The sequence below is a fragment of the Streptomyces sp. VRA16 Mangrove soil genome, from assembly GCF_017377775.1.
Classification (GTDB): domain Bacteria; phylum Actinomycetota; class Actinomycetes; order Streptomycetales; family Streptomycetaceae; genus Streptomyces.
Genome location: NZ_JAFVLN010000002.1, coordinates 585393 through 600882, shown reverse-complemented (window position 1 = coordinate 600882; position 15490 = coordinate 585393). Strand labels below are relative to the sequence as shown.

The window sequence follows — 15490 nt, the reverse complement described above, 5'->3', positions numbered from 1 at the left end:
ATGCGATCCCTCCGTACCAAGCGCGCCAGAGCGGCCCTCGCCGCCGCCGTGGTCGCTGCCACCGCCGCGACCCTGCTCGCCCCCGGAAGCTCCGGCGCGACCGCCACCGCCGCCACCGACCCCAACATCCCTGACGTCTGCGAGGACCGCCGGCCCGGGCCCGCAGACCCCGGCGCGTACGGCATGCAGCTCGACGGCACCTTCCGCCACCCCGCGCTCACCCCGGTCGACGAGGAGCACGAGCACTCCTTCCCGGGCCGCAACAAGGACTACGACACCAAGTCCTACATCAAGAACATGAAGGTCGAAGCCGCCTACGAGGGCGCGGACTTCACCCCCGACTACTTCCACACCTGGCAGAACGTCGTCGACTTCGACGGCCGCCGCTACATGTTCCAGTACGACCGCTCCGAGGGCCGTGTCTACGACATCACCGACGTCAAGAAGATCAAGGTCGTCGAGAAGATGACCCGCAACGACGTCGACGGCGACGAGACCAAGGGGAACGCCTCCTGGGCGCCCCACGACTACTGGGGCGCCTCCACCATCCAGTGGAACAAGAAGCTGAACGCCTACGTCATGGTGATGAGCTTCGAGGACAAGCGGCAGATCACCGAGCTGACCGACGATCCCGAGCACGACAAGTTCCACAACCCCGAGGGCGTGAAGAAGCTCCGCGACAAGCCCGGCCTGAAGGGCTTCAAGGTCTTTCGCCTCGACGGTCCGCGCAAGAAGGACTGGAAGCTCCTCGCCACGGTCTCGACCGACTCCACGCAGAAGGACCCGCTGACGTCGGACGTCAACAAGCCCCAGCAGGGCTCCGGGTCGCTGGACGTGCCGTACTGGACCGGCGAGAAATACATGTTCATCGCCACCGCGCCCGACGACACCTACTCCGGCAGCGAGTACCCGACCAACCTGCACTCGGCCGGCTACCAGTCCTGGGACATGTCCGACCCCGCGCACCCCAGGCTCCTCGACACCTGGCACTTGCCAGGACAGCGCACCGGCGAGGACGCGGCGCACCGCGCGAACCCGCGTTGCGGCAACCGCACCAGCTGGATGGGCGCGCGCATGCCGATGTTCATCCCCAAGCCCGTGGAGAAGGGCGGCCGTTACGCCTTCGCCGCGATGGGTGGCTACGGCCTGACCGTGCTCGACATCTCCGACCCGACCGACATGAAGACCGTCAGCCACCTCGACCTGCCGCCGTCCGTGTCCGGCACCGAGGGCGACAACATCGACGTCTCGCAGTACGAGCGGACGGGCCTCATCTACTTCTCGGGCTACCCGCTCACCGAGGACTGCTACGAGCCGTACAAGGACGTCTACCAGATCGACGCCAAGGACCCGAAGAACCCGCGCGTCGTCGGCGTCCTGCCCCGCCCGACCCCGCCCAAGTCCGCATCCTTCAAGGACTTCTGCCAGCGCCGCGGCAGCTTCGGCCCCAAGCGCACCGGCTACTACACCAACCCCGGCAAACACGACGCGGGCGTCCTCGGCTACGGCTTCTACAACGCGGGCGTGCAGTTCTTCGACGTCTCCAAGCCCGCGAAGCCCGAGATCGAGGCGTACTTCGTACCCAAGGCGTACGGCCCCGAGACCCCTGACTACGCGTACGGCAACCAGACCCACGGCGTGTACGTCGAGTGGGACCGAAACATCGCCTGGGCGCTGACCAACCACGGCATCTACGCCCTGTCCGCGCTCAAGGTGCTCGGCAAGCCGCACCTGACCCGCCCCGACAAGCCCTTCCGCAACAGCGAGTTCTAGATCAACAGGTCCTCGCCATCAGTGACTTGACCCGCACAGCACGTCGTGCCCCTCCGTACTTCGGGGGCCTCCCGGGGGCGGCGGACGAGCCGCCCGCGGCCCCCGACTCCCACCGCGCACCACCACACAGAAGGACGTCCCCGCCATGGCCGCACCGGAAAGACCCGCACCCGCGCCCGCCGTTCCGCCCGCCACCGAGCCCGAGGGCCGGGGCCTGGTCCGCTCGCTCACCCACCGCCAGACCACCATGATCGGCCTCGGCTCGGCGCTCGGCACCGGCCTGTTCCTCGGCTCCGGCTCCGCGATAGGCGTCGCGGGCCCCGGCGTGATCATCTCGTACGCGATCGGCGCGGTCCTCGTCGCCGTCATCGCCGTCCTGCTGGGCGAGATGTCCGCCGCCCACCCCGTCCAGGGCTCCTTCGGCGCGATCGCGCACAAGTACCTCGGCTCCTGGGCCGGGTTTGTCACCAGCTGGACCTACTGGTTCAGCGCCGTCGTCGTCATCGGCACAGAAGTCGTCGCCTCCGCGCTTTACATCCGCTGGTGGTGGCCCGGCATCCCGATGGGCGTGGCCATCCTCGCCGTCGCCGCCGTGGTCCTCGCGGTGAACATCATCAACGTCAAGTCCTTCGGCACCACCGAGTTCTGGCTCTCCACCATCAAAGTGACCGCGCTGTGTGCGTTCATCCTGTGCGCCGCCTTCCTGGTCCTCTTCGGCCTGCCCGACACCGAGGCCACCGGATTCGCGCACCTCACCGACGACGGCGGGTTCGTGCCGCACGGCGCCAAGTCCATCTGGATCGCCATGTCCGTCGTGATGTTCGCGTACGCCGGGTTCGAGGTCGTCGCCATCGCCTCCGCGGAGGCCGCCGACCCGCAGCGCACCATCCGTACCGCCATGCGCCAACTCGCCTGGCGCCTCAGCGTGTTCTACGTCCTGTCCATCACCCTGGTGGTGGCCCTCATCCCCTGGAAGCGGCTGGCCTCCGGCGACGGCAGCATCGAGGCGAGCCCGTTCGTCCGCGTCTTCTCCGACATCGGCGTGCCCGCCGCCGCGACCCTGACCAACCTCGTGGTGCTCGTCGCCGCCGTCTCCGCCGCCAACGCCCACCTGTACGGCGCCTCCCGGCTGCTGCACTCCCTCGGCGACGACGGCCTGGCCCCGGCCTCGCTGGCCCGTCTCACCGGACGCGGCGTGCCGGCCGTGGCGCTCGCCGCCTCCACCCTGGGCATCGCGGCCGCCGCGCTGCTCGCCTTCTACGACGTCGGCGGCATCTTCAGCATCCTGATGTCCATCGCCCTGTTCGCGGTGCTCCTCGTCTGGCTGCTGATCCTCGCCTCGTACGTCGCCTTCCGCCGCCACCGCGACGCGCACCCGGAGGAGTTCACGGGCTTCAGCGTCCCCGGCGGCCCCAAGCTCGCCCTGGTGGCCGCGGCAGGCGTGCTCGCCGTCGCCGCGACCGCGATCGAGGTGCCGGACATGCGACAGGCGGCGGGCGTGGGCCTGGCGTTCACCGCCGTGCTCCTGGTGGGGTACGCGGTGGTGGCGTGGCGCCGGAAGGCCGTGGTGGCCGGGCGGTGACTCTCGGAGCACCCCCAGTGCCATCACGAGCCCAGTGTGCTGCCCGCCGACCGACCCCGGCGGGCAGCACGTTCGTGGGTCGAGCGAACCGTCCCCTGGTCGGCGGACTGCCGCGGGCGCGACACCACGTCACGCGCACCTCCGATGCTCCTACAGGTGGACGCGTGAGTGAGATCGAACGGCAGGGCGGCAACGCCAAGAAGCCCGTCCCATGTGAGAACGGGCTCGAAGCGGACGTAAATCATCTACGCCAAATAAGGATCGCGCCGCAAACACGATCCTCGTTGGAGCCGTCCTGGTAAATCCCACGGATCCGCAACCAACTCTCGGTTGTCTCTCGCTCCCTCGATATATTTTCGTCCACTCCAAGACGGATCAAGACACTCATAGACGGCTCAAGACAGCCTTATCTCCTGACTAATTGCCGTCACTGCAGATGGACGCCCTGCGAAGCAATCCCAGGATTGTTGGCCATGAGTCTTACCGGGCTGATCGGGTCAAGTGCGCTCCGGACGGGGCCAGACACCTCAAGACAGTTCTGCTCTGGCCTGTACGCCGAGCTCTCTACGTCACCTCTCGAACGGCGTCAGATCCCTGCAAAGGAAGGGGTTTCTATGTGCTCTACAGGGATTTGGGTGACTACTGAGGGCTATTGCCTTCGCGAGCGTCGATAGAGGAACCTCAGGGTGCGATTGCCAAATGCGTCGTAGGGGCCGCAACCCCTGTTCGAGCCGTCCTGGTGCACGGAGGTCACGTTGCTGAGCAGCTTTGAGTTCGGAGAGGGCTGGGCCATGCGCCCTGGCCCTTTCGACATTTGGGGGTGCGTTCCGACCCCTCGGGTCCCTGAGGGGTTCGGGTTCGCCCGCGCCTGTCGCCTGGTCCTCGGCAGCGTGTGCACGGCCCTGCTGATCGCCTTGTACCTCTTGGGGTACGAGGTCGAGGTCCTTGCCGCTCTGCTTGCGGCAGGACTGGCCGCAGGACTGAGCGAGGCGGAGCACCTCGTTCTCCACCGTCGTCCTCAGGATGGTGAGCGATGAGCCAGGAAGTACGTCTGGCCGGCCGCCTGATCGACGCACGAATCTCGGCGGGTCTGTCCCAGCGTCAGGCCTCCGGGCTGCTGGAGATCAGCCCGACGGTCCTGAGCCGTATCGAGAACGCCTCTCGCTTCCCGGCACTGGCGGAAGTTGGCGCCATGGCGCGCCTCTACGCCAAAGGCATCCACGAAGCCGAGAAGATGTCACGAGAGCTGACGGACATCTGGCGCTCTGCCATGGACAGCCGCGTGCGAGTCGAACCAGCGAAGGTGGTAGTGCCGAGGGCAGAACGCCCAGCCCCGCAAGTGGTCCTGAAGACCGGAGAACGCTCAGCCCCGCAAGTGGTCCTGAAGACCGGAGAACGCTCAGCCCCGCAAGTGGTCCTGAAGGCCGGAGACAGCCCGGCCTCGCAAGTGGTCATGAAGAGCGGGGAAGTCATGCCGCTGAACGTCGCGCTCCGCCCCGAACCTGCTCCACAGATCAGCTCAGTGGGTGACTTCATCCACGGCACCTCGATCGGGCGCGTCAGCAATGAGGCGACGACGGCCTTCAAGGAACTGCGGCAGGCCCACAAGTTCGAGACCAACGAAGCCCCGCAGCCCACGGGCATCTCCACACCGGCCGAGCTGGTGGAGGCGCTCAACGAGGTGCACGTGTGGGCGGGCAGCCCCTCGCTCCGCAAGATGGAGATGGCCGAGGTCAGGCGTGCGAGTTCCACCTCTCTCCCCTCAGGCTCGCTCTACCTCAACAAGAGCTCCGTCAGCGAGATGTTGCGACGACCCAAGCTGCCGACCCTTCCTCGGATGCTGGCCTTCCTCACGGCCTGCGGGATCCGCGACCGGGCCAGGGACGAGTGGAAGTTCACCTGGCAGCGACTGAAGATGCAGGAGCGTCGTGCCGGAGGCCTGAGCGCCTGACACACCTCCTACCAGGAGTGGTACGCGCCGCACCCCTCGCACTCGTAGTACGCGTGCGAGGGGTGTGAAGCACGTTTCGGGTGGGGGCCATGCCTGCCTTGAACGCCTGGTCGACGACCTCCGGTGTGACTTCCGGTTCGGCGCCGTTGTCGTCGAGGTCGACGGGCTTGAGCACCTGGGGCTTGACCATCAGATGGCGGCTCCGTCCTTGACCATGCCGAGCTCCTGACGGAGGGCGGGGATGTCGAGGAAGTCGATGTGCACCTGCGCGCAGGCCCGCCTCAGTGAGCTGGGCGGGCCTCTCTCGGCAGCGTGGTGTTGTGATCGGTGCGGGCGAGGAGGACACGGTGCAGCAAGCCGAAGAATCCCTCGCGCGAAAACTGGCCCAGGGCGACGAGTGGATCCACCGCGAGAAGAAGCCCCCGCCCGTGGAGTGGGTCCTGGACCGCCGCCGGGACAAGCGCACCGTCGTACACCTGTACACCAGGGACTGCTGCCGCGGAAGAGAGCGGCCGGCCTGGCAACGCGCTCGGCTTCCTCGACCGAGCGCGACGCACTGCGTCCCGATCGCTCTGGTTTGTTCCCGGAGATCGAAGCGCGCGGTACTTTCGAGAAGCCTCTGGTCACCGGTAGAGCAGGGGCCCGGCTCTGTTCGATGGCGTGGTGGCGGGGGAGTCATGTCGTCCGAGTACATAGACAGCCGTACGACTGCGGCGACCGGCATTCCGGCAGTCATGCGCAGAGTGGACTACCAAGTCCTGTCGCCTTACGAGGGCGTACGGGGCGATGTGCTCTTCGTCGTGTCCGCTGTGGACAAGTATCCGGGCTCGATGCGGATGCAGCAGATCCGATCCAGCCGTGAACTTGCGGTAGGTATGGCAGGGCGAAAATGGTCGACGATCAACCAGTACCCCATCGAGAGGTTCGGCGAGCGCCCCGAATGGCTCGACCGTGATGATGAGAGCCGTGACGTGGAGGTCCTCTTCCAGGCGTTCGCGTACGAAGCCGCCATCCGAGGTCGATGGGCCACGGACCGGCGCCTCGTAGAAGCCATAGCGAACCAGCTGCGATTCGTCATGCAGGCAGAGATCGTCATCCCACGATTTGGCTCCCCGCCAGAGTCCTGGGTAGACCTACGGACCGTCATAACCCAAGCGACGGGAACCCTGGCAGCGATCGGCACCGGCGGTAACCTCGCCACCATGCTGCTTGTCTGGGCCGGCGGGACCGTGGTGCTGCGCATCATTGACCCGATCGCCAGGGAGGTTGGCAGGGCGACCAGCGAGGGCATGGGCCAGCTCATCCGAAAGGCCTTTGGCCTCCCCTCGCTTCCATCCAGCGATGGCTCCAGCCCCTCCGATGGCAACGCCGGAGCCGCTCCGACACCCGACGGCTCATTTCCTCGCCCCCGTCTCCAGGGGCCCGAGAGGTTCGGGTTTGGAGAGGATGACCCCGACGCCTCTGATGACCCGGGGTCCTCGTGACGCCATCCTCCGAGCGAAAGGTGTTGTCGGCTGAGACGCCGACGAGGAGGGGGAGTCCGTTCGCGTCCGACAGGATGTGCATCTTGGAACCAGGCCGGCGTCGTCGAGCGGGTGCAGCACGGTCTCGTGCAGCCGTCCCCAGGCACCGGCTCTCGACCAGATCGGAAACCGGCGATGGGCGGTCGACTTCGAGATACCGCAGCACGGCGGCAACGCCCGTCAGGCACAGCCGGACACCAGCACGTAGATGATCGTGGCGAACGGCGTCTCATCAGGCGTGTCCTGCGCAACCCGTCTGGAACGAGCCGACTCCATGTCCCCCGCCAAGTCCAAGCGATCAAGGGGAGGCTGTACTTCGCCTTGCCGGAGGGCGGATTCCATGTACTGCGGCACACCTGCGCCTCGCTCATGCTGGAGGCGGGAGAGTCTGTGGTGACCGTGCTCGCCGGCTCGGGCACTCCTCACCGGCGATCACCCTCGGTTACTATGCTCCATTCAACTGCTGGGGAGGCAAGGAGATCTGCAAGCCGGCCGAAACTCCCCAGATTCTCCCCAGGGTTGATGGCAGGTGGTTGGTGCTGGTGTCTCCCTCTGCGATGAACCTTGGATTGCTAGGTCAATGGAGGGACAGGGCGAGGAAATGCTGAGAGAAATCATCGCGACCCGCTATGTGACGGCGCTGCGCACCGGGGGATCGGTGCCGGGCGTCGTCGAGGCCGATGACCTGGGCACCTACGTCCTGAAGTTCACCGGCTCCGCGCAGGGCGTGAAGGCGCTCGTCGCCGAGGTCGTCGTCGGGGAGCTGGCACGCCGTCTCGGCCTGCGCTTTCCCGAGCTGGTGCTCGCCCACTTCGATCCGGCGATCGCCGCCGACGAGCCGCACCAGGAGGTCCAGGACCTGCTGCACGCGAGTGCGGGGCTCAACCTCGGCATGGACTTCCTGCCGGGCGCCGTCGATTTCACCCCCGAGGTCGCCGAGACGTTCCGGGTGGACCCGCTGGAGGCCGGCCGGATCGTCTGGCTGGACGCCTTCACCGTCAACGTCGACCGGACCGTGCACAGCTCCAACCTCATGGTGTGGCCCACCTTCGGCACGGTGCCGCCGCGGCTGTGGCTCATCGACCACGGGGCCGCCCTCGTCTTCCACCACCGCTGGGACGGGGCCGTGCCCGAGAAGGCGTACGACTTCAAGCACCACGCGCTGGGCGGCTACGGGCCCGACACTCGCGCCGCCGACGCCGAACTGGCGCCGAGGGTGACGGAGGAGCTGCTCCGCGACGTCCTCGGCGAGGTGCCGGACGCCTGGCTCACGACGGACTTCCCGACGCCGGACGAGGCGCGGGACGCGTACGTGACGTATCTGCTGGCCCGTGCCCGGTCCTCCGCCGCCTGGCTGCCCACCGACTTCCCGAGCCGGGACGAGCTGGCGGCGGCGGATGCCCGGCGGGCGGCCGCCATGGAGAAGGGGCGGCCCGCATGGTTGAAGCGGGTGCCCGATCTGCACGGGAAGCCCGCGGCGGCGCAGGACTGGTCGGTGCACCTGGGGTGAACGGGGGCACACGGTCCCGTCTGCCTGGTTCGGTTGTGCGCGGTCGTACGGCCGGTGGGGGCTGATCGCGCAGTTCCCCGCGCCCCTGAAGGCTTGCGGCCGAGCCGCTTGCCTTCAGCGATGGAGATCGCGCACGCGGTGCGCATCTCCAGAAGCGCGGGGAACTGCGCGACCGGCCCCCACCGGCCGTCGGGCGTAAGAACGGTGAACGTCAGCCCAGCTGCTCGTAGGCCGGCAGCGTCAGGAAGTCCGCGTAGTCGGCGTCCAGGGAGACCTGGAGGAGCAGGTCGTGGGCCTGCTGCCACTTGCCGGCCGCGAAGGCCTCCTCGCCGATCTCGGCCTTGATGCTCGCCAGCTCCTCGGCGGCGACCTTGCGGGCCAGTTCGGCCGTCACGGTCTCGCCGTTCTCGAAGACCACACCGGCGTTGATCCACTGCCAGATCTGCGAGCGGGAGATCTCCGCGGTGGCCGCGTCCTCCATCAGGTTGAAGATGGCGACGGCGCCGAGGCCGCGCAGCCACGCCTCGATGTAGCGGATACCGACCTGGACGGCGTTGACCAGACCGTCGTAGGTGGGCTTGGCGTCGAGGGAGTCGATGGCGATGAGGTCACCGGCGGCGACGCTCACGTCCTCGCGCAGGCGCTCCTTCTGGTTCGGGGCGGACCCCAGCACCTTGTCGAAGGACTCCATGGCGATCGGCACCAGGTCGGGGTGCGCCACCCACGAGCCGTCGAAGCCGTCGCCGGCCTCGCGGTCCTTGTCGGCGCGGACCTTCTCGAACGCGACCTTGTTGACCTCGGCGTCCTTGCGGGACGGGATGAAGGCCGCCATGCCGCCGATCGCGTGCGCGCCGCGCTTGTGGCAGGTGCGCACGAGCAGCTCGGTGTAGGCGCGCATGAACGGGGCCGTCATCGTCACCAGGTTGCGGTCCGGCAGGACGAACTTGGCGCCGCCGTCACGGAAGTTCTTGACGATGGAGAAGAGGTAGTCCCAGCGGCCGGCGTTCAGGCCCGAGGCGTGGTCGCGCAGCTCGTAGAGGATCTCCTCCATCTCGTACGCGGCCGTGATCGTCTCGATCAGGACCGTGGCGCGGACGGTGCCCTGCGGGATGCCGACGTAGTCCTGCGCGAAGACGAAGATGTCGTTCCAGAGGCGGGCCTCCAGGTACGACTCCGTCTTCGGGAGGTAGAAGTACGGGCCCTTGCCGAGCTCGATGAGGCGCTTGGCGTTGTGGAAGAAGTAGAGGCCGAAGTCGACCAGGGCGCCGGGGACCGGCGTGCCGGACGCGTCGACCAGGTGACGCTCGTTCAGGTGCCAGCCGCGCGGGCGCATCACGACCGTGGCGAGCTCGTCGGCGGACTTGAGCGCGTACGACTTGCCGGTGCGCTCGTCGGTGAAGTCGATCGTGCGGGTGTAGGCGGCGGTCAGGTTCAGCTGGCCACCGATCACGTTCTCCCAGGTCGGGGCCGACGCGTCCTCGAAGTCGGCGAGCCAGACCTTCGCGCCCGAGTTGAGCGCGTTGATCGTCATCTTGCGGTCGGTGGGGCCGGTGATCTCGACCCGGCGGTCGTTCAGCGCGGCCGGGGCCGCGGCGACCTTCCAGGTGTCGTCCTCGCGGATCGAGGCGGTCTCCGGGCGGAAGTCGAGCGTGGAGGTGCGGGCGATCTCGGCGCGGCGCTCGGCGCGGCGGGCGAGGAGCTCGTCACGCCGGGGCGTGAACAGCCGGTGCAGCTCGGCCACGAAGGCGAGGGCCGCGTCGGTGAGCACCTCGTCCTGCCGGGGCAGGGAGGCGGCGTCGACGATGGCCAGCGGGGACGGCGCTGGTGCGGACATGAACTGTCACTTCCTTCAGCGAGCGGGCGCGGGCATCGGCACGGGGTGCCGGGCGCGCCTGGGTACGGCTGCTGGCCCCTCTTCGGGGGACCTGCCCTTCTGATCAGTGGATACTAGTTTCCTCATTGTGGAAGTTCAATGGTTTGTTGATGTCGAGATTCTCTGAGTCGACAGAACGTGGCGCTCGGTGCCACCTCCCTCACGGAAGGTTCACCGGACGGCTCACCGAAGGTGCTGAAGATCGGCTTCCGTGTCGATGTCGTACGCCTCGGCGACGTCACCGCACTCCACGAGCTCCACCTCCGCCCTGTGGTCCTTGAGATACGCGCGTGCCCCGCGGTCACCGCTCGCACTCGCCGCGATCCCGGCCCAGTGGTCGCGCCCGAAGAGCACCGGGTGCCCGCGCTCCCCGTCGTACGCGGCCGCCACCAGGGACGCGGGCGAGCGGTACGCCTCCCGTACGCGCGTCACGGCCGCCTCCCCGATACCGGGCTGGTCGACGAGCAGGACGAGCGCGGCCGCCGCGTCCGTCGCGGACAGCGAGTCGAGCCCGGCCCGCAGCGACGACCCCATGCCGTCCGCCCACTCCGGGTTCTCCACCACCGTGCACCCGTCGAGCACCGCGCGCTCGCGCACGTCGTCGGCCGCCGCGCCGAGTACCACGTGCAGCGGCCCGCATCCCCCGGCCCGCAGGATCCGTACGGCGTACTCCACCAGGGGGCGCCCGTGGTGGGTCAGCAGCGCCTTGGGCCGGCCGCCGAGCCGCCGGCCGCCGCCCGCCGCGAGCAGCAGGCCCGCCACGGCGCCGGTGGATTTCGTCGCGTTCGTCGTCATGGTCCCTGCATACCGCACCGAGAGGTGTGGGGGGACGGTGGAGACCGGCGGCGCGGGTGCGGTTGCCGTACGCAACGGACTGGCGCGAACCGGGCGTGTGGCGTTAACTGGGCGCCCACAAACCCGAGTTGAACGCCTGACCACCGTTCCGCCCGGGGCGCGGAAGGCGCACGACGACGTGCGAGGGGGAGTGCTGTGTTGCGGAGCGTGGAGCAGAGGCTTGTGACGGGCAGCGGCGAGGACCCGAGAGTGGCGGAGCTGCGCACCGCCGTGTCCCGGCTGCGCCGTGAACTGGCCGCCCACCCGGCGGAGTTCCCGGACCGGGCCATCGCCGAGGACGAGCTGGCGGCCCTGGACGCCATGGCGAGCGGCGGGAGGCCCGAGATCCCGCGCCTGCGCCGGTCCCTGCTGCTGGTCGCCGGGGCGATCGGGTCGGTCAGCGCGCTGTCCGAATCGCTGTCCCAAGTGCGCGGCGCCGTCGAGCTGTTCGGCGGTCCGGGCCGGAACTGAGCCGGATCACGCCACCCAGTGCGGCCGCCCCGGCTCGTCGCCCGCCGCGCCGAGCCCACGGGCCCATGTGTCCGCGGACGCGGCGATCCGGCGCACCGCCTCGTCGAGCACCTCCACCGGCTGCGTGTACGGAAAGCGCAGCCGGTGCTCGAACGTGCCCGGGTCCGCGCCGAACCGTGACCCGCCCTCGATCCGCACCCCGTGCCGCAGCGCCGCACGCGACAGCGCGGAGGCGACCGGACGGCCCAGATCCACCCAGAGGGACATCCCGCCGGGCGGCAGCTCCCAGCGCCACTCGGGGAACTCACGGGCCAGCGCCTTCGCCAGATGGTCGCGCTGCGCCCGCAGCACCGGGAGCCGGTGGCGCAGCACCTCGTCCTCGCGGTCGATGAGCCGCCCCGCCACCAGCTGGTCCAGGACCGAGCCCGACATGTCCGCGGTCACCCGCAGCGCCGTCAGCTCGGTGATCAGCTTCGTGCCCGCCCGCACCCAGCCGACCCGCAGCCCGCTCCAGTGCCCCTTGCTCAACGAGCCGACGGTGACGATCTGTTCACCGCCGCCGGGCCCCGCCAGCGAGGCGAACGGCGGCGGGGTCGGCACGTCGAGCCCGATGTCCGCGACCGTCTCGTCGACGACCAGCCAGGTGCCGGTGGCCCGCGCCGCCGCGATCAGCCGCCGGCGCTGCCCGGCCGGCATCAGCCGGCCCGTCGGATTCTGGAAGTCCGGGATCAGATAGGCGAGCCGGGGCGCGGACTGCCGCAGCGTCGCCGCGAACAGCTCGGCGTCCCAGCCCTCGTCCGTCACCGGCACCGGCGCGGTGCGCAGCCCCAGCCGCCGGATCACCGCCAGCGCGTTGGCGTACGACGGGTTCTCCACCGCGATCCGGTCGCCGGGCCGCCCCAGCAGCGTCAGGGTGAGCGCGACCGCCTGCTGGGCGCCGGTCGTCACCAGGATCTGCTCCGGCAGCGTCGGCAGGCCGCGCCGCGTGTACCGCTCGGCGATCGCGGCCCGCAGCTCCGGAAGGCCGTACGGGTGGTAGCCCGGGGTCACCGCGTGCCGGGCCACGTCCGGGGCCGCCGCCGCGTACGCGGCCGTCAGCTCTTCGGTCACCGCGCCCGGCGCCGCGATCGCCAGGTCGAGGACGTCGTCGCCGACGGCCGGGGTCGCGACACTGGTCGGCCGCGCGCCGTCCGGCAGCTCCGTCCAGGTCCCCGCACCGCGCCTGCTGCGCGCGTACCCGCTCTCCCGCAGCAGGTCGTACGCGGCCGTGACGGTGGCCCGGCTCACCCCGAGCGCCGTCGCGAGCCCGCGCTCCGCGGGCAGCCGCGCGTGCAGCGGGATCCGCCCGTCGAGCAGCAGCGTCCGCACGCCCTGCGCGAGCGCGCGATAGCCGGGACGCCGCCCGGCCGTGGTCCCGGTGACCAGCTCGGCGAGCCGCTTGCTGCCGAGGCTGTCCATGCTGCGGACCACCGCTCCCTCTGCCATGCCACATCTCCGATATTGGCCCTGCTGTCCAGGCCAATGAGCGTACAGACTCGGACAGAGGCCGACGAGAAGTGGCCTGGACACGGAGCGGGAGGAACGAGATGTACGACGACGGGCCGAGGGCCGGCCGTGTGGTGGTCGGGGTGAACGGCTCACCAGCGAGCCTCGCCGCGCTGCGCTCCGCGGTGGACCAGGCGCGTCGCACGCACCGCCCCCTCGTCGCCGCGATCGCCTGGCAGCCGCCCGAGGGCGAGGGCCTGTACAGCCGCTGGCCGGACCGTCAGTGGGCCCGCCACTGGTACGGCGAGGCCCGCGCCACGCTGACCGGGGCGTTCGAGGCGGCCCTCGGCGGGCTGCCGTCCGACGTCGACGCGACGCTCCGGGTGGTGCGCGGCAAGCCGGGCCCCGTCCTGGTGGGCCTCACCTCGGGCCCCGACGACCTGCTGGTCGTCGGCGGACACCGCGGCGCCGTCCACCGCCACGTGCGCCGGCACTCCCTGTGCCCGGTCCTCACGGTGCCGGTCCGCAAGGTGAACAAGGCCGAACTGCGGGCGCTGCTGCGGATGACCACGGCCGCGTAGCCCTGGGGCGTCGACTGGGATCTGTCCGGCGGATCAGGTCGCATCCGTGTGGCTCGCGCCCGCGACAAGATCCGCCGGTCACGCCCTAGCGGGGCCTGACCAGCCCCTTGTTGATCGCGGCGGCCACTGCCGCGGTCCGCGAGTCCACGCCCAGCTTCGCGTACACGTGGACCAGATGGGACTTCACGGTGGCCTGGCTCAGGAACAGCGCGCGGGCGATCTCCGCGTTCGACAGGCCGTCCCTGACCAGCTGGAGGACCTCCAGCTCGCGCTTGCTCAGTGACTCCGCGGGGGCCCGCATCCGGTCCATCAGGCGCAGCGCGATGGCCGGGGCGAGTGCCGACTGGCCCGCCGCCGCGGTCCGTACGGCCGCCGCCAGTTCCTCCGGCGGCGCGTCCTTCAGCAGATAGCCGGAGGCGCCCGCCTCCACCGCGGCGAGGATGTCGGCGTCGGTGTCGTACGTCGTGAGGACCAGGACGCGCGGCCCCTGCGGCATCGCCGCGATCCGCGCCGTCGCCTCCGAACCGTGCATCCCCGTGCCGAAGGAGAGGTCCATGAGGACCACGTCCACCGGTTCGGCGGCGGCGAGTTCCACCGCGCGCTGCGCCGACGCGGCCTCGGCGACGATCTCGAAGTCGGGCTCCGCGTCGAGGACGGCCCGCAGACCGGCGCGGACGACGGGGTGGTCGTCGGCGAGCAGCAGACGGATCACGCGGCACCTCCGGCGGGCAGCGGCAGCGTGACCGCGACGGCCGTGCCCTCGCCGGGCGCCGACTCGACCGTGAACGTGCCGCCCAGCGCCCGGACCCGGGCGCGCATCGCGGGCAGCCCGAAGCCGCCGTCCCCCGAGGCCGCGTGGTCGGGGTCGAAGCCGTCGCCGTCGTCCACCACGTCCAGGGCCACCGAGGTCTCCATGAAGCTGAGGGTGATCTCCGCGCGGCGCGCGTGCGCGTGCCGCACCGTGTTGCCGAGCGCCGACTGGGCGATCCGCAGCAGCGCCACCTCGTACGGGGTGGGGAGTTCGAGCGGGGTGCCGCTCGTGGTGAAGCGGGCGGCCACTCCGGGCGCCGTGGTGCACAGCCGTTGCAGCGCCCCGGAGAGCGAGCCGTTCTCCAGGTCCGGCGGGGTCAGCGCGCGCACGAAGCGGCGGGCCTCGGCGAGGTTGTCCTGCGCGGTCGCGCGGGCCTGCTCGATGTGCGCGGCGACGGGGGAGTCCGCGGGCAGATCGCGTCCGGCGGCCCGCAGCAGCAACTGGATCGAGGACAGGCCCTGCGCGAGGGTGTCGTGGATCTCGCGGGCGAGCCGCTCGCGCTCGGCGAGGGTGCCCGCGGTGCGCTCCGCGTCGGCGAGTTCGGCACGCGTCGCGATCAGCTCCTCGATCAGCCGCCGCCGGCTCTCGCTCTCCCGGTACAGCGCCTGGTAGCCGAGCACGGTCGCGACGGCGACGGCGGCGCCGAGCAGCGGCCCTATGAACGCGCCCGCGTTCAGCGGACCGCCGTGACCGAGGTACGAGGCGATCGCGGCGCCCGCCGCGACGGCCACCGCCGGCAGGGCCCACCGCACCGGCAGCAGGTGGACGAGGAGGAAGTACAGCGGGAACGCCAGCCACAGGCCGTCGGGGGAGAGGGCGAGCAGCACCGCCCAGACCGCGCCGAGCGCGGCGAGCCAGCAGGCCGCGCCCGCCCGCGTCGCCCGCACGGCCGGGATCAGCGACCCCGCCGCGTAGACCAGGCCCACCAGGACGGCCACCGTCACCACCGCCGCGACCGGTTCGTCCGTCCGGCCGGTCACGGCACGCAGCACGACCAGCGCGAGCAGCCCCGCCGTGAGCAGGTGCAGGCAGAGGCGCAGGGCGCGCAGGGCGGGGGTGAGCGAACGTGGATCCATACCGTTGACCAGCGTACGGA

The 15490-nt window shown here is 70.2% G+C and carries 12 protein-coding genes and 1 pseudogene; 7 read left to right on the top strand and 6 right to left on the bottom strand.

The annotated features are described in order from the left end of the window. From J3486_RS44640 to J3486_RS08385, 4 genes are all read left to right on the top strand, one after another. A complete protein-coding gene (locus J3486_RS44640) occupies window positions 1–1773 on the top strand; it encodes a hypothetical protein (RefSeq protein ID WP_207819514.1) in 1773 nt (590 codons plus the stop codon). 145 nt (window positions 1774–1918) lie between these two features. Further along, entirely contained in the window at window positions 1919–3355 is a 1437-nt protein-coding gene (locus tag J3486_RS08395; protein ID WP_207819513.1) for an amino acid permease, read from the top strand. A 1033-nt stretch (window positions 3356–4388) separates the two neighbouring features. Continuing rightward, window positions 4389–5306 (top strand): helix-turn-helix transcriptional regulator, encoded by a 918-nt coding sequence (locus tag J3486_RS08390; RefSeq protein ID WP_207819512.1) that lies wholly within the window; start codon window positions 4389–4391, stop codon window positions 5304–5306. Between the two features lie 677 nt (window positions 5307–5983). Then, window positions 5984–6790 carry a hypothetical protein gene (locus tag J3486_RS08385; protein WP_207819741.1) on the top strand — a complete coding sequence of 269 codons (807 nt, stop codon included), beginning with the start codon at window positions 5984–5986 and terminating at the stop codon, window positions 6788–6790. Here the strand turns inward: J3486_RS08385 and J3486_RS08380 are convergent. Continuing rightward, a pseudogene (locus J3486_RS08380) lies at window positions 6762–7075 on the bottom strand (transposase); the annotation flags it as partial. The gene J3486_RS08385 and the pseudogene J3486_RS08380 sit on opposite strands and share 29 nt — an antisense overlap. A gap of 355 nt (window positions 7076–7430) precedes the next feature. Between J3486_RS08380 and J3486_RS08375 the strand changes: the two are divergent. After that, entirely contained in the window at window positions 7431–8339 is a 909-nt protein-coding gene (locus J3486_RS08375; protein WP_207819511.1) for a HipA family kinase, read from the top strand. 211 nt (window positions 8340–8550) lie between these two features. Here J3486_RS08375 and aceB read toward each other — a convergent pair whose 3' ends face one another. Continuing rightward, window positions 8551–10173 (bottom strand): malate synthase A, encoded by a 1623-nt coding sequence (gene aceB / locus J3486_RS08370; protein WP_207819510.1) that lies wholly within the window; start codon window positions 10171–10173, stop codon window positions 8551–8553. A 222-nt stretch (window positions 10174–10395) separates the two neighbouring features. Further along, the gene (locus J3486_RS08365; RefSeq protein ID WP_207819509.1) at window positions 10396–11007 is read right to left on the bottom strand and encodes an NTP transferase domain-containing protein; all 612 of its coding nucleotides are present in this window, start codon (window positions 11005–11007) and stop codon (window positions 10396–10398) included. A 195-nt stretch (window positions 11008–11202) separates the two neighbouring features. On the opposite strand from J3486_RS08365, the gene J3486_RS08360 reads away from it, so the two are divergent. Then, the gene (locus tag J3486_RS08360) at window positions 11203–11517 is read left to right on the top strand and encodes a DUF5955 family protein (RefSeq protein WP_207819508.1); all 315 of its coding nucleotides are present in this window, start codon (window positions 11203–11205) and stop codon (window positions 11515–11517) included. Window positions 11518–11523: 6 nt separating this feature from the next. Here the strand turns inward: J3486_RS08360 and J3486_RS08355 are convergent, their stop codons facing one another. After that, entirely contained in the window at window positions 11524–13002 is a 1479-nt protein-coding gene (locus tag J3486_RS08355) for a PLP-dependent aminotransferase family protein (protein WP_207819507.1), read from the bottom strand. 101 nt (window positions 13003–13103) lie between these two features. Between J3486_RS08355 and J3486_RS08350 the strand changes: the two genes are divergently transcribed. Beyond that, window positions 13104–13583: a universal stress protein gene (locus tag J3486_RS08350; protein ID WP_207819506.1), complete on the top strand. Its 480-nt coding sequence runs from the start codon at window positions 13104–13106 to the stop codon at window positions 13581–13583. Window positions 13584–13668: 85 nt separating this feature from the next. Here the strand turns inward: J3486_RS08350 and J3486_RS08345 are convergent, their stop codons facing one another. After that, entirely contained in the window at window positions 13669–14295 is a 627-nt protein-coding gene (locus J3486_RS08345; RefSeq protein ID WP_207819505.1) for a response regulator transcription factor, read from the bottom strand. After that, window positions 14292–15470, bottom strand: coding sequence for a sensor histidine kinase (locus J3486_RS08340; protein ID WP_207819504.1), 1179 nt, complete (start codon window positions 15468–15470; stop codon window positions 14292–14294). Before J3486_RS08340 ends, J3486_RS08345 begins: the two co-directional genes overlap by 4 nt. Window positions 15471–15490 lie beyond the last annotated feature (20 nt).

Bases quoted from the DNA above. Each gene is read 5' to 3' on its own strand.
- J3486_RS44640 (WP_207819514.1), top strand. From the start codon at position 1: ATGCGATCCCTCCGTACCAAGCGCGCCAGAGCGGCCCTCGCCGCCGCC.
- J3486_RS08395 (WP_207819513.1), top strand. From the start codon at position 1,919: ATGGCCGCACCGGAAAGACCCGCACCCGCGCCCGCCGTTCCGCCCGCC.
- J3486_RS08390 (WP_207819512.1), top strand. From the start codon at position 4,389: ATGAGCCAGGAAGTACGTCTGGCCGGCCGCCTGATCGACGCACGAATC.
- J3486_RS08385 (WP_207819741.1), top strand. From the start codon at position 5,984: ATGTCGTCCGAGTACATAGACAGCCGTACGACTGCGGCGACCGGCATT.
- J3486_RS08375 (WP_207819511.1), top strand. From the start codon at position 7,431: ATGCTGAGAGAAATCATCGCGACCCGCTATGTGACGGCGCTGCGCACC.
- aceB (WP_207819510.1), bottom strand. From the start codon at position 10,173: ATGTCCGCACCAGCGCCGTCCCCGCTGGCCATCGTCGACGCCGCCTCC.
- J3486_RS08365 (WP_207819509.1), bottom strand. From the start codon at position 11,007: ATGACGACGAACGCGACGAAATCCACCGGCGCCGTGGCGGGCCTGCTG.
- J3486_RS08355 (WP_207819507.1), bottom strand. From the start codon at position 13,002: ATGGCAGAGGGAGCGGTGGTCCGCAGCATGGACAGCCTCGGCAGCAAG.
- J3486_RS08350 (WP_207819506.1), top strand. From the start codon at position 13,104: ATGTACGACGACGGGCCGAGGGCCGGCCGTGTGGTGGTCGGGGTGAAC.
- J3486_RS08340 (WP_207819504.1), bottom strand. From the start codon at position 15,470: ATGGATCCACGTTCGCTCACCCCCGCCCTGCGCGCCCTGCGCCTCTGC.